The 14785-nt window shown below is 30.8% G+C and carries 12 protein-coding genes and 2 tRNA genes; 4 read left to right on the top strand and 10 right to left on the bottom strand.

Annotated elements, in window-relative coordinates; all coding sequences use genetic code 11:
• Nucleotides 1-16 precede the first annotated feature (16 nt).
• Genes rfbB through rfbA form a run of 4 tightly spaced genes read right to left on the bottom strand, consistent with a single transcriptional unit; the run spans nt 17 to nt 3353 of the window.
• Nucleotides 17-1030 carry a dTDP-glucose 4,6-dehydratase gene (rfbB, locus tag ACFQ5N_RS00370; protein ID WP_386806797.1) on the bottom strand — a complete coding sequence of 338 codons (1014 nt, stop codon included), beginning with the start codon at nt 1028-1030 and terminating at the stop codon, nt 17-19.
• Nucleotides 1031-1041: 11 nt separating this feature from the next.
• Nucleotides 1042-1902, bottom strand: coding sequence for a dTDP-4-dehydrorhamnose reductase (rfbD, locus tag ACFQ5N_RS00365; protein ID WP_386806796.1), 861 nt, complete (start codon nt 1900-1902; stop codon nt 1042-1044).
• A 15-nt stretch (nt 1903-1917) separates the two neighbouring features.
• Nucleotides 1918-2469 carry a dTDP-4-dehydrorhamnose 3,5-epimerase gene (gene rfbC / locus ACFQ5N_RS00360; RefSeq protein WP_386806795.1) on the bottom strand — a complete coding sequence of 184 codons (552 nt, stop codon included), beginning with the start codon at nt 2467-2469 and terminating at the stop codon, nt 1918-1920.
• A 5-nt stretch (nt 2470-2474) separates the two neighbouring features.
• On the bottom strand, nt 2475-3353 hold the full coding sequence (gene rfbA, locus ACFQ5N_RS00355; RefSeq protein ID WP_386806793.1) for a glucose-1-phosphate thymidylyltransferase RfbA: 879 nt from the start codon (nt 3351-3353) through the stop codon (nt 2475-2477).
• A 299-nt stretch (nt 3354-3652) separates the two neighbouring features.
• Here rfbA and ACFQ5N_RS00350 point away from each other — a divergent pair, with 299 nt between their 5' ends.
• The 3 genes from ACFQ5N_RS00350 to ACFQ5N_RS00340 all read left to right on the top strand — a co-directional run bounded on the left by ACFQ5N_RS00350 (nt 3653) and on the right by ACFQ5N_RS00340 (nt 5858).
• A complete protein-coding gene (locus tag ACFQ5N_RS00350) occupies nt 3653-3802 on the top strand; it encodes a hypothetical protein (protein WP_386806792.1) in 150 nt (49 codons plus the stop codon).
• A gap of 300 nt (nt 3803-4102) precedes the next feature.
• On the top strand, nt 4103-4828 hold the full coding sequence (locus tag ACFQ5N_RS00345) for a DUF2092 domain-containing protein (protein WP_386806791.1): 726 nt from the start codon (nt 4103-4105) through the stop codon (nt 4826-4828).
• Between the two features lie 28 nt (nt 4829-4856).
• Entirely contained in the window at nt 4857-5858 is a 1002-nt protein-coding gene (locus tag ACFQ5N_RS00340) for a DUF6515 family protein (RefSeq protein WP_386806790.1), read from the top strand.
• Between the two features lie 158 nt (nt 5859-6016).
• Here the strand turns inward: ACFQ5N_RS00340 and ACFQ5N_RS00335 are convergent.
• Nucleotides 6017-6090 (bottom strand) — tRNA-Asp (locus tag ACFQ5N_RS00335).
• A 278-nt stretch (nt 6091-6368) separates the two neighbouring features.
• Here ACFQ5N_RS00335 and ACFQ5N_RS00330 point away from each other — a divergent pair.
• The gene (locus tag ACFQ5N_RS00330; RefSeq protein ID WP_386806789.1) at nt 6369-9197 is read left to right on the top strand and encodes a T9SS type A sorting domain-containing protein; all 2829 of its coding nucleotides are present in this window, start codon (nt 6369-6371) and stop codon (nt 9195-9197) included.
• A gap of 203 nt (nt 9198-9400) precedes the next feature.
• Here the strand turns inward: ACFQ5N_RS00330 and ACFQ5N_RS00325 are convergent.
• The 5 genes from ACFQ5N_RS00325 to metH form a co-directional block, all read right to left on the bottom strand.
• A tRNA-Asp gene (locus ACFQ5N_RS00325) sits at nt 9401-9474 on the bottom strand.
• Between the two features lie 63 nt (nt 9475-9537).
• Nucleotides 9538-10461 (bottom strand): DUF58 domain-containing protein, encoded by a 924-nt coding sequence (locus ACFQ5N_RS00320; protein ID WP_386806788.1) that lies wholly within the window; start codon nt 10459-10461, stop codon nt 9538-9540.
• Nucleotides 10462-10552: 91 nt separating this feature from the next.
• The gene (trxA, locus tag ACFQ5N_RS00315) at nt 10553-10870 is read right to left on the bottom strand and encodes a thioredoxin (RefSeq protein WP_386806787.1); all 318 of its coding nucleotides are present in this window, start codon (nt 10868-10870) and stop codon (nt 10553-10555) included.
• A 126-nt stretch (nt 10871-10996) separates the two neighbouring features.
• Nucleotides 10997-11953, bottom strand: coding sequence for a methylenetetrahydrofolate reductase [NAD(P)H] (gene metF, locus ACFQ5N_RS00310; RefSeq protein WP_386806785.1), 957 nt, complete (start codon nt 11951-11953; stop codon nt 10997-10999).
• Nucleotides 11954-12096: 143 nt separating this feature from the next.
• Nucleotides 12097-14775, bottom strand: coding sequence for a methionine synthase (metH, locus tag ACFQ5N_RS00305; protein ID WP_386806784.1), 2679 nt, complete (start codon nt 14773-14775; stop codon nt 12097-12099).
• Nucleotides 14776-14785 lie beyond the last annotated feature (10 nt).

Raw genomic sequence — 14785 nt, 5'->3', positions numbered from 1 at the left:
CCTAGTTAATTAGGCGCTACTTTTGATATTTTTTCAAATACCATTGTATTGTTTTTAAAATACCTGATTCAAAATTCTCATCCGCTTTCCATCCTAAATTAGTTTCAATTTTAGTGGCATCAATAGCATATCTAAAATCATGTCCTGCCCTATCTTCAACATAACTTATTAGGCTTTTATAGCTTTTATTTTCTAAAGGCGCTAAAGTGTCTAAAATTTCACAAATTTTGTTTGCAATATAGTTATTATTTCGCTCATTTCCCCCACCAACATTATAAACTTCACCACTTTTCCCTTTAAAAAAGGCAGCTTCAATTCCTTTGCAATGATCTAATACAAACAACCAATCTCTTATATTTTTTCCATCACCGTAAATTGGAATATGTTCTCCGGCTAAAGCTTTTCGTATTACAGTTGGAATTAATTTCTCGTCATGTTGCATTGGACCATAATTATTAGAACAATTTGTAATAACAGTGTTCATTCCATAAGTATGATGGTAGCTTCTAACAATTAAATCACTACTAGCTTTTGAAGCGCTATAAGGTGAATTTGGAGCGTATGGAGTTTCTTCAATAAATAAACCTGTTTCACCCAAAGTACCGTAAACCTCGTCGGTTGAAACGTGTAAAAAACGACTAGATTCAAAACCTGATTTAAAAACAAACGGTTTTTCCATCCAATATTTATATGCTACATCTAGTAATGTAAATGTGCCTTTAACATTAGTTTCTATAAAAACATCTGGGTGACTTATAGAATTATCAACATGCGACTCGGCTGCTAAATGGACAACATCTGTAATTAAATAATGTTGAAAAACACGTTCTATTAAACCTCTATCGCAAATGTTTCCGTGTACAAATGTGAAATTTTTTGTGTTTTTAACTGCATTTAAATTATGGACATCACCAGCATAAGTTAAAGCATCAATTACAACAATTTTACAATTCTCATGAGTTTTTATTAAATGCTCCACTAGGTTTGCTCCTATAAAACCTGCTCCTCCTGTAACTAATATTGATTTCATAATCTTCTGTTTTATACTTGAACACTATTCATACATTCTTTTAAAGAATCTTTCCAGTTTGGAATTTCAACAGCAAATTTTTGTTGAATTTTTGATGTATTTAACAAACTATAATTAGGCCTTTTTGCTTTTGTTTTAAATTGTGATGACGAAACAGGATGCACCTTACAATTGTGTTTTGATAGTTCAACTATTGCTTGTGCAAACCCAAACCAACTACAACTTCCGTTATTTGAATAATGAAAGGTTTCAATAACATTGCTCTTAATTTTAGGCACTATTTGTAAAATTGCAATTGCTAAATCTTTTGCATAGGTAGGCGAACCTACTTGATCATTAACAACTTTTATTTCTTCTTTCTCCCCACTTAATTTTAAAATTGTTTTTACAAAATTAGTTCCAAAAGCTGAATACAACCAAGAAGTTCTAATAATTATAGAGTTCTCTAATTGCAAATCTCTTAGTGCTTGTTCACCTTTTAATTTTGTAATTCCGTAAACATTCTGTGGATTTGTGTCATCAGTTTCGGTATATGAATTTTCAGAAATCCCATCAAAAACATAATCTGTTGAAATATGAACAAGTTTTAAATGATGTTTTTTAGCTATTTTACCTAAATTTCTTACAGCAATATTATTAATTTCATCAGCTATCTCAGTTGCATCTTCAGCTCCATCAACGTTTGTAAAAGCCGCACAATTTATAAGCACATTAATTTTATGCTCAACAACATAATTTTCAATAGCCTTAAAATTAGTAATGTTTAATTCGGCTACATCTGTTAAAAAAAACTGATACTGTGAAAACTGATTTCTTAGATTAGAAATCTCTAAACCCAATTGACCATTTGCACCTGTAACTAAAACATTCATTTTCTTCAATTAAAATTATTGGAACAAATCTGCATTTTGAATAGTAGGTTGAACCTTATCTTTTTCTGAAATAATTATTTCATTTAATGGAAATTCCCAATCTATTTGCAAAAAATCATCAGAAAACAAAATACCTCTTTCAGAAGCTTTATCATAATAATTATCAACTTTATAACTAAAAATAGCTTCCTCAGACAATACTACATAACCGTGTGCAAAACCAGGCGGAATAAATAATTGATACTTATTTTCTTCACTTAATTCAATTGCAACATACTTGCCAAATGTTGGAGAACTTTTTCGAATATCAACGGCAATATCTAACACAGAACCTTTAATTACACGTACCATTTTTGTTTGAGCAAAAGGAGGTAATTGATAATGTAATCCGCGTAAAACACCTTTTACAGATTTTGATTCATTATCCTGACAAAAATCTATTTTTTCGGCCAAAAAGTGTTCTAATTCATCTTTTCTAAATGTTTCAAAAAAATAACCGCGTGCATCATTTAATACAGTTGGTTTACATAAAATAATATCTGGTATACTAGTTTTTATAAATTTCAATACTTTTATTTTGAGTTTACTATTCTATTTAAATAAGCACCATATTCATTATTTTGATACTCTTTAGCTAATTTTGACAATTCACTTTTTGAAATATATCCTTTTTCAAAAGCAATTTCTTCAATACAAGCAACTTTTAATCCTTGCCTTTTTTCAATAGTTTGGATAAAATTGGAAGCCTCTAACAAAGAGTCTTGCGTACCCGTATCTAACCAAGCGTAACCGCGCCCCATTAGTTTTGTTTTTAAAAGATTTTTTGAAAGATACGTTTGATTTACCGTTGTAATTTCTAATTCACCTCTATCACTTGGCTCAATTGTTTTGGCTAGATTAATTACATTATTTGGGTAAAAATATAAACCTACAACAGCATAATTACTTTTTGGAGATTTAGGTTTTTCTTCAATACTCAATACATTTCTATTTTCATCAAATTCAACCACTCCATATCTTTTTGGATCTTGAACATAATATCCAAAAATAGCAGCTTTTTTATCTTCACAAACGGTTTTCACGGCATCACTTAATAAAGTTTCAATACCTGCTCCGTAAAAAATATTATCTCCTAAAATCAAACAAACATCATCATCTCCTATAAAATCTTCACCTAAAATAAAAGCTTGTGCTAAACCATCAGGTGAAGGTTGTTCTTTATAAGAAAATTGCATTCCAATTTCTTTTCCTGTTCCCAATAATTTTTTAAAATTTGGCAAATCTTCAGGAGTAGAAATTATTAAAATCTCTGTTATTCCAGACAACATTAAAACTGAAAGAGGATAATAAATCATAGGCTTATCATACACAGCTAACAATTGCTTTGAAGTTCCTTTGGTGATTGGATACAACCGTGATCCAGATCCACCAGCTAAAATGATTCCTTTCATATAATGTTTCATTTAAAACGCTACGCGAAAATAACCAATTAATATCTATTTTCTATTTTTATACTTACTGATTCTATCTTTTCTTAAATAATATAACATTCTTTTAAGACAAAAAAACAGCCTAAACACTTACCGGTAGGGTTTATCCCTCAAAATAAAAGTGTTTACCATACAAATAACTAAATAAGCAATGTAAAAGGTAGTTTAATTTTTTAATATGGCTACTATTTGATAATTTTAAAGTGAATTTAAAACGCATTTATTACTATAAATAATACTTAACCCCAAATTTTCCCATTATGAAATCAAGATCTATTTATGAGTATTGCTCCTCAGATGCAATTATAAAATTTGCTAAAAGAAATTACCAAACATATTTAGCTCATTACGAAGCTAGAAATTTAAAGCCTATGCCATTTGATGAATTTGTAAAAAACTATAGTAATTAAAAAACAATATTTAAATTACATTTACCCCAATAACATAGCTATGAAGCACTATTTTTAACGAAAGTTAAAATGGTGCTTTTTGCATTTTTGCAACTAATTAAAATACACAAATTTTAATCAATTTTACTTTTAACTACTAATAACGCGCAATCCATTAATTAAAAGTAATTAATTCATAGTTTTTTAGTAAATTTGTTATTGTGACACTTTTAAATTGCTACTCGATTTTTATAAGCTTTATAAAAGTGATTCCAATTCAAAAAAATTGAACTCTAATTAAATTAATAAATATAAAATTAAATGAAAAATTACTCTTTATTTTTTGCATTGATATTTTCTGTATGTATTACTGCTCAAACAAAAAAAATTGACCCAACTGCCATTCTTATTTTAGATCATATGAATGATGTTATTGGAGAATTAGAATCTTGTTCTTTTGAACTATCTAGCTCTTATGATAAAGAAGATCCAGATTTTGGCTTAGTAACAAATAACTTAAAAGCTACAGTTATTTTTTCAGGACCTAATAAAATGTTATCACGTATTGAAGGAAGCAAAGGTAAAAAAGGATTTTGGTACAATGGAGAACAAATTGCTTACTATTCATATACTGAAAACAACTACGGTATAATTGATGCACCAGACAATACAATTGCTGCTATTGATACTCTTCATTTTGATTATGGTATTCAATTTCCTGCAGCAGATTTTTTCTACCCAGCATTTACAGATGACTTATTAAGTGACTTTGATAGCATTCAGTACATAGGACAAAATAAAATTGAAAATGAAGACTGCTTCCATATTAAAGCTGAAAATGATAAAATGATTGTGCAGTATTGGATTTCAAATAATGCTTATAGATTACCAAAAAGATATTTAATTATTTATAAAAACAATAATAATTTACAATACCAAGGCACCTTTAACAATTGGCAGGCAAACCCAAAAATTCCTGAATCTATTTTTGAATTTACACCACCAGAAAGCGCCAAAGAAATAAAAATACTTGCTAAGAAAAAATAAACTAACTTGAAAATTCAATTATATAATTATGATACCAAATAATATCTTAACAAATATAAAGTCAATCATCTTTTTGTTCTCATTAATGGTAGTAATTCCTTTTGGAGTTAACGCCCAAAGAATGGGGCATTCCGTTTCTCGAGGAGGAGGTGGAAGAACAATGTCTAGACCAACAACTACGCATAGACCTACAACTTCTAGACCTACAACATCTAGACAATCAACATCTAGAATTTCAAATAACAGATCTATAAACGGTGGGCACAATAAAACAATTTCTCGCCCTTCTACAAGTAAAAAAACTGTAAATAGAGGTACAACTAACAGAACTACAAATAGAACCACAAATAATAATAAAATTACCAACAACCGCAATACAAATAAAAAGACCAATAATATTAAAAATAGCGGTAACAAAATTGACAATAGCAAACGAAATATAAATATTGACAATAGTAAAAATATAAACATAAACAGAAATAACACAAGAGTAAATGCTAGCCCAAGACGCTATACAAGACCACCGCATGTGTATGGTGGACACCGTTATTACTGTCATAGACCTTATTATTACCACCCTTACCGTCCTTTCTATTGGGGACCTGTTTGGCACCCGTGGGGTTACTTTGTAGCTACTTTAGCAACTACAGCAATTATTATAAGTATTGAAAATCAAAAATACCATTACGACTCAGGTGTTTACTATGTTTCATCAAATGGAGGCTATACCGTAGTGCAAGCTCCAGTTGGCGCAACGGTACAAACACTACCTAAGGAAACCGAGAAGGTCGCCGTAAATGAAACAACCAATAACTATTATTACGCAGGTGCATTTTATTCAAAATCTGATGAAGGCTATACAGTAGTTCCTGCAACAGCCGGTACAATTGTTCCAAATTTACCTGAAGGAGGTGAAGAAGTAAAAATTGGAGATATTACTTATGTTCAATTTGGTGACACTTATTACCAACCTATTGAAGTAGATGGAAAGAATATGTATGAAATAGTTGAAGTAACAGAAGATAAATAAACTTCTATATAACACTAACAATTTTAAAAAAGCCAGAGAATTTTATTCTCTGGCTTTTCTTTTTATTAAAGTTTTGGTAGACCTACAAATAAAAAAGCTCCAAAACACAACATTTAATGTTATAAATAAAAAAAGCATCTCAATTGAGATGCTTTTTGCGGTCTGGACGGGACTCGAACCCGCGACCCCCTGCGTGACAGGCAGGTATTCTAACCAGCTGAACTACCAGACCGTTGCTCTTAGCGGATGCAAATATATAAAATTCAATGAAACTAACACTATTATTTTCAAAATAAATTTAAACCATTATCCCTAAAACTTATAATATTAAAATTAAGAAAAACTATTGCAACAAACTTTGAATAACTAACTAACCATTATTAATATAGCTTTACATTTTATGTGAAACTACCACAGACCTTTTACTAAAACTTAATTATAAGATAAATACGTATTATTTATAAAAAATTATTAAATTACTAATTCTTAATATTTATAATAACCCCTATTATGAAAAAGAACTACTTATTTATTTTCACCCTATTAATTTGTCTATTGGCAAATTCACAAAATCAAAACTTCATAATTAATGACAACGATCCTTATAAAATAAATGAAGAAATACTTGGTAACGCAATTAATGGCGGAGACACCATCTTTATTTCATCAGCCAGAACAAAACCCATAAAATTTGAATTAATAAATGGAAATGAAAATGAACCAATTGTAATTATCAATAAAGGTGGACAAGTTAAAATTGAAAACCTAAATAACTATAGCTGGGGAGCAATAGTTTTTGAAAACTGTAACTATATTAAAATTAGTGGTGCTGGTCACTCTAATTACAAATATGGTTTTAAATTAGCTGCAGATGAATGCGGACTAGCTTTTACTGAATTAAGTTCTAATTGTGAAGCCGAATTTATAAAAATAAGCCACGATGGCTTTTTTGGTATTTATGCTAAAAAAGATTTTAACGGTAACCCTCCATATCCATACCCAATATTTGAGAACCTAGTAATTCACGATTGCTTTATTGAAAATGTTTCTGAAGGAATGTATTTAGGTGAAACTAAAACACCTGGTATGATATTTAAACATGTGAAAATTTACAACAATATTGTACGGAATACTCTAAGAGAATCTATACAAATTGCAAATATGGTAGAAGACGTAGAAATTTTTAATAATACACTTTTAAATGCTGGTTTAGAAAATCTTTATGCTCACACTAACATACTTCAAATAGGAGATAATAGTGTTGTAAATGCTTATAATAATATACTTATAAATGCCCCATCTAATGGTATTATAGCACTTGGAAGAGGTAATTCTACGTTTACCAACAACTACATTGCTTCCACAACAGGGATTTTTATTGATGACCGCACAGTAAGTGACACATTAACACCACTTAATTTCAATCAAAATTATTTTAAAAATATTAGCGGAAATCAAATTATTAAAAATTACAATCAAAATAATTATATAACTGCTAAAAACAATAGCTATGACACTGATATTACTTTTTTCCTAAATGAATCTGGTAATTCTAATAATATCACAGTAACAAACAACAACCTAGAAAACATCCAGGAAATAGAATTTACAGACCCCAATAATAATGACTATTCGCTTACTAGCTCCAACCCAATTACCTATCAAAATATGGGTGCACCTGGCGGTCCAGAGTATTTTGAAACAGCTTCAAAACAAATTACAATTACCGCTGATATGATTACCGATTTAGTTAGCGAAGGAAGTATTAATTCACCGTTATTTTTATTCGATGAACAAGAAACAGACATTGAAACTAATGCTCACCCAACTAGTTCTTCGTGGAAGCCAGCTACAAAAATGAATAATACATCCTACCATGCAGTTTTAGATTTAGGTGCTGAATATTATATTTCTGAGATAGATTTACATGATATGGAAGCAGCCTTTAATTTTACTATTGAATATGTAAAAGATTCAAATTGGTTCAAGTTATTTATTGATCCCTGTGACACTTATAACACCTGGAGTAAAAATGAAACAGATATCACAACAAGATATCTTCGATTTTCTATGTATGACAATGTATATGCTGCTGTAAATGAAATATTTATTTACGGACACCTAGCTGAAATAACTACAGATAATCAAATTATAATAAGTCCTGATATGGTTTCTGATTTGGTTAAAGGAGGCAGTATAAATTCTCCATTACTACTTTTTGATGAACAAAATATTGATATTGAAACAGGTAAAGAGGCAACTAGCAACTCTTGGAAACCGTATTACACCAATGAAAATGCCCCATATTATACCATCATAGATTTAGGTAAAGAATATTCTATTTCTGAAATTAACCTTCATGACATGAACAATACACAAGATTTTATAGTTGAATACGGCGAACCACTAAACTGGACTACACTATTTGTTGATCCCTTAGACACCTATAATTCCTGGACAAAACATATTACAAATATTACAACACGCTACTTGCGCTTAGCTATGATAAAGAGCCCATATGCAGCAGTAAATGAAATAATTATATATGGTTCTCCAATTTTTAATGCTTTTGAAATAGAAGAAATTGTTGGTAAAGAACATTTAATAATAACTTCAAATATGATTACAGATCTTGTTGAAGGCGGCAGTGTAAATTCTCCGTCATTTTTATTTGATGAGCAACATTTATATACAGAATCTTTAGAACAACCAACAAGTATATCATGGAAACCAAATTATACTATGAGCGATACTGCTTATCACGTAATTGTAGATTTACAAGAGACTTACAACATATCAAAAATAAATTTACATGATATGCATAACTCATACAACTTTAACGTAGCATATAGAGATGGAACAAATTGGACAACTCTTTTTGTTGACCCTTGCAATAATTTCAATACCTGGAACATACATAATGTAGCTCTTTCAACCCGATATTTGCGCTTTTCTATGTACGATAATGTTTTTGCTTCCATAAATGAAATATTTATTTATGGTGAACCAAGCAATTCTTTAGCAAAGACCTCAAAAAATAAAACTAACTACGTAAATGTGGACGACCCAATATTAAATATTGAGACTCTTAATTTATTCCCAAACCCTGTCAACAAAAAATTAAACATTGTATTTCCATCAAAAATGGTAGGAAAAAATAAACTAACTATTACAGATTTACTTGGAAGAATTATTCATTCTGAAAATATTTTAATTTCAGAAACCACTTATATTACAGAATTAACAAGTAACCAACTACCAAAAGAAAATGGAATTTATATAATATTAATAATGCATGAATCTGGAAATTATAAAACCTTAAAATTTCTAAAAATATAAGTATCTCATTCCAAACTTCAGTAACTCCCATACCTTGTTAAAAGTATTGGGTTCATAAGTTATAAAATTCTTATTTTATTCTAGATGTAGTATTAATTTCAAATGTTAAACTAAACCAACACATTAATCTTATTGACTGCTTTAAAATTGAAATCCAAGAGTTATATAAAATAAAAAAAGCATCTCAAATGAGATGCTTTTTGCGGTCTGGACGGGACTCGAACCCGCGACCCCCTGCGTGACAGGCAGGTATTCTAACCAGCTGAACTACCAGACCGTTGCTCTTAGCGGATGCAAATATAAGCGGGTTTTTTATAACTACAAAGCTTTTTAAAAAAAATTACAATCTTTTTTTTCTACTTGTTAAATATGAAGTTAGTACTTGATCAAATCCTTTATGAATATCTACTGGTACATAATCAATTTTGTATTGCATACACTTCAATTTCAACTCATTAAAATATTTTTGAACTTCAGCCGTATACTTTTCCTGGACAGAAGAGGCGTATAGATTAATTTCATCTCCAGTTTCAACATCTACAAATTTCTTTGGTGTATTTTCAAAATCAAAATTATATTCAAGTTTTCCATCAAAAGTATGAAACAAAACTACCTCATGATTGTTATATTTTAAGTGTTGCAGGGCTTCAAACAATTCAGCTTCATTTTTATCAGCCTGAAACATATCTGTAAATAAAAAAATAAGAGATCTTTTATGCACCTTTTCTGATATTTCGTGCAATACCTTATAAGTTCCTGTAACTTCCTTTGAGTTTGTTTTTAACAGTTCTTCTAATTTAGCCAATAACATTCTTCTGTGTCTATCGCTTCCTTTTGCAGGCGCATAATAATCAACAGCATTGCTATAAATACTCAACCCTACAGCATCTCGCTGTCGTTTTAGTATTTCCATTAGTGCTGCCGATGCAACCACCGAAAAATCAATTTTTGACAAATTATCTAATGTGGAGTTTTTTATAATTGGATAATGCATTGATGCTGAATTATCTACTATCAAATAACAACGTAAATTTGTTTCTTCTTCATAATTCTTAACAAATAACTTCTTTGTTTTAGCAAATAACTTCCAATCAATATGCCTAGTACTTTCACCTTCATTATATAATCTATGTTCAGCAAATTCAACTGAAAAGCCGTGAAACGGACTTTTATGCATACCCGTAATAAATCCTTCAACAACTTGATTCGCTAACAATTCAAGGCTGTTTAGTTCTGAAAGATGTTTTACGTTTAAATTCTCCATAACTATTTTCTTTTCAAAAGTAAATATAGTGTATAAATAGAAAAGGCTCGACAAAATTGTCGAGCCTTCTATAATTATTTTGAATTACATTTTATAAATGTGCTTCAATTTTTTGTGCATAAGTTGCTTTTGGAGCTACACCTACTTGTTTTTCAACTTGCTCTCCATCTTTAAACACTAATACTGTTGGAATATTTCTAACTCCGTATTTAGCTGCAAATTCTTGATTTGCATCAACGTCTACTTTTGCTATAACTGCTTTTCCTTCAAACTCTTCAGTTAATTGATCCATTATAGGAGCAACCATTCTACAAGGTCCACACCAAGCTGCCCAAAAATCAACCATTACTGGCTTATCAGATTTTAAAACTATCTCTTCAAAAGTTGCATCTGTTACTTCTAATGCCATAATATATTTTTTTAATTAATTACTCAATTTATTCTTGGCAAAAATACATAATTATTTCACCAATACAATTCAACATTTATTACTTTTCTTTATAAAACTATTAAAAAAACTGATTTTTATCAGAAATTAAAAAACTTCTTTTGCAATTGCTTTAATATTATCTGATTTTCCCATTGAATAAAAATGTACAACCGGCGCACCTTTTTCAATCAATTCTTTTGATTGTTGAATTGCCCATTCTATTCCAACCTGACGAACTTGCTTATTATTTGAACAACTTTCAATAGATGAAATTAAAGCTTCTGGCATATCTAACCTAAAAACTTGAGGCAAAATTTGTTGATGTCTTTTTACTGCTACCGGTTTTATACCTGGTATAATTGGCACTGTAATTCCAATACTTCTTGCCTTTTCTACAAATTCAAAATATTTTGCGTTGTCAAAAAACATTTGCGTTACCACATAATCTGCACCCGCATCAACTTTTTGTTTTAACCTGCGTAAATCTGCCTCTAAACTAGGTGCTTCTAAATGCTTTTCTGGGTATCCTGCTACACCAATACAAAAATCAGGTTTATTATTTGTTTCAATAATATTATGCAAATATTTACCTTCATTCAACTCTTTAATTTGGGTAACCAATTCTGATGCAAAATTGTGCCCTCCTTCAGTAGCCTTAAAATAAGGTTCATGTTTCATAGAATCTCCACGCAAAGCCACAATATTGTCTAAACCTAAATAATGACAATCAACCAATACGTACTCTGTTTCTTCTTTTGTAAAACCACCACACAATACATGCGGAATAGCATCTACATCATATTTATATTTTAAAGCAGCACAAATACCTACGGTACCAGGACGCATACGTGTCATTTTTTGCTCCAACAACCCGTTCTCTTTCTTAATATACACATATTCTTCTCTAGAAGTTGTAACATCTATAAAAGGTGGTTTAAACTCCATTAACGGATCTACATTATTATATAAATCCTGAATATTTTGTCCTTTTTGAGGCGGTACAATTTCAAACGAAAATAATGTTTTACCGTTTGCCTGCTTAATATGATCTGTTACTTTCATTTCTATTTCTTTGGGCGTTCCCTTTCAGGTCGCGCTATCCGTTATATCTTTTTCTACGCTTCGCTTCAAAAAAGGATGTCACTCCTATCGCTAACGCAACTTTTGGCTTTTTCGCTTCAATTTTGCTTAGTGACCAATTTTAATTAATCAGCTAAATTAGGATTTAACCACTTTTTAGCCGTTTCTAAATCCATATTTTTTCTAATTGCAAAGTCTTTCACTTGCTCTTCAGTAATTTTTCCTAAACCAAAATATTTAGAATTTTCATTACCAAAATAATACCCAGAAACCGATGCTGCTGGCCACATTGCCAAACTATCTGTTAATTCAACACCAATAGTCTCTTTTACACTTAACAATTCCCAAATAGTTAATTTCTCAGTATGATCAGGACACGCAGGATAACCTGGCGCCGGACGAATACCTTTGTACGCTTCTTTTATTAAATCTTGATTTGTAAATAACTCTTCAGCTGCATATCCCCAATATTCTTTACGTACTTTTTCATGTAAATATTCAGCAAAAGCCTCAGCCAACCTATCTGCCAATGCTTTAATCATAATGGAATTATAATCATCGTGATCTTTTTCATATTCAGCAGCTAATTCAGCTGTACCAAAACCGGTAGATACACAAAAAGCGCCCACATAATCTTCAACACCTGTTTCTTTTGGCGCAACAAAATCAGCCAATGCAATATTTGCAATACCTTCTTTCTTTTTAGATTGCTGACGTAAAGTTACAAACTTTGCCGTTACCTCATCTCTACTTGCATCACCATAAACTTCAATATCATCATTTATAGCATTTGCAGGGAAAATTCCAAAAACAGCTTTTGCTGTTAACAGTTTTTCATTTAAAATTTGAGCTAATAACAGTTTAGCATCACTAAACAAATTAGTGGCTTCTTCACCTACAACCTTATCTTTTAAAATTGCAGGATATCTTCCTGCCAATTCCCAAGTTCTAAAAAATGGTGTCCAATCAATATAATCAACTAATTTAGTTAAATCAAAATCTTCAAAAACCTGAATTCCTTCAAAATTAGGTTTTGTAATAATTGACGTTTCCCAATCTATGTTGAATTTATTTTTACGAGCATCAGCTAAAGAAACATATTCTTTTTTACTTGATCTGTTTGCAAAACCTTCACGAACTTTTACATAATCAGCTTTAATATCGCCAACATATTTTTGGTTGGTTCTTTTATTTAATAAATCTCCAACCACAGTTACAGCTCTTGATGCATCGTGCACGTGAACTACAGCATTTTTATATTGCGTATCTATTTTAACGGCGGTATGAGCTTTTGAAGTTGTTGCACCTCCAATTAATAAAGGGACTTCAAAATTTTGACGCTCCATTTCCTTAGCTAAATACACCATTTCATCTAAACTAGGTGTAATTAAACCACTTAAACCAATAGCATCAACATTTTCATCTTTTGCTGCTTGAATAATTTTTTCTGGAGCTACCATTACTCCTAAATCTACTACATCATAATTATTACAACCCAACACAACACCTACAATATTTTTACCAATATCGTGCACATCTCCTTTTACAGTTGCCAATAAAATTTTTCCGTTTGACTGACTATCACCTCCTTTGTCTAATTCAATAAAAGGCAACAAGTAAGCAACAGCTTTTTTCATAACACGAGCAGATTTCACTACCTGTGGTAAAAACATTTTACCTGAACCAAATAAATCTCCAACAACATTCATCCCAATCATTAAGTTACCTTCAATAACTTCTATTGGCTTTGAAGCTTCTAATCTTGCTTCTTCTACATCTTCAACAATATATTCATCTAAACCTTTTACTAAAGCATGTGTAATACGCTCTTGCAATGGTTTTTGCCTCCAACTTAAATCAACTTTACGCTCTTTTGATGTGCTTACTACACTTTCGGCAAAATCTAATAAACGTTCGGTAGCATCTTCTCTTCTATCTAAAATAACATCTTCAACATGTTCTAATAAATCCTTTGGAATATCATCATAAACTTCCAACATGGCAGGATTTACAATTCCAATATTCATACCTGCTTTAATTGCATAATATAAAAATACCGAATGCATTGCCTCACGTACTGCATTGTTTCCTCTAAAAGAAAAAGATACATTACTTACACCTCCACTAACATTAACGTTTGGCAAATTCTCGCGAACCCAACGAGTAGCTTCAATAAAATCTATCGCATTTCTTCTGTGCTCTTCCATTCCGGTTGCAACAGGAAATATATTTAAGTCAAAAATTATATCTTCCGAAGGGAAACCTACTTTATCAACCAAAACATCGTACGACCGTTTTGCTATTTCTATTCTTCTATCATAGTTATCAGCTTGCCCAACTTCATCAAAAGCCATTACAATAACAGCTGCACCGTACATTTTTATTTTTTTGGCATGCTCAATAAACTGCGCTTCTCCTTCTTTTAAACTAATAGAATTCACTACACATTTACCTTGCGCAACTTGTAAACCAGCTTCAATAATATCCCACTTAGAGCTATCTACCATAATAGGCACACGAGCAATATCTGGTTCAGCAGCAATTAAATTCATAAAACGAACCATTGCTTCTTTTCCATCTAGCAAACCATCGTCCATATTTATGTCAATAATTTGCGCACCACCATCTACTTGATGACGAGCAATTGCTAGCGCTTCATCAAATTTCTCTTCTTTTATCAATCGTAAAAACTTACGAGAACCGGCAACATTGGTACGTTCTCCAACATTTATAAAATTACTTTCTGGAGTAATTACTAAAGGCTCAAGTCCTGATAGTTTTAAATATTTTTTTTCTGAATTCATTCTAATAAGT

The sequence above is a fragment of the Lutibacter holmesii genome (assembly GCF_042679665.1).
GTDB classification, from domain to species: domain Bacteria; phylum Bacteroidota; class Bacteroidia; order Flavobacteriales; family Flavobacteriaceae; genus Lutibacter; species Lutibacter holmesii.
This window is presented reverse-complemented; position numbering and strand designations above follow the sequence as displayed.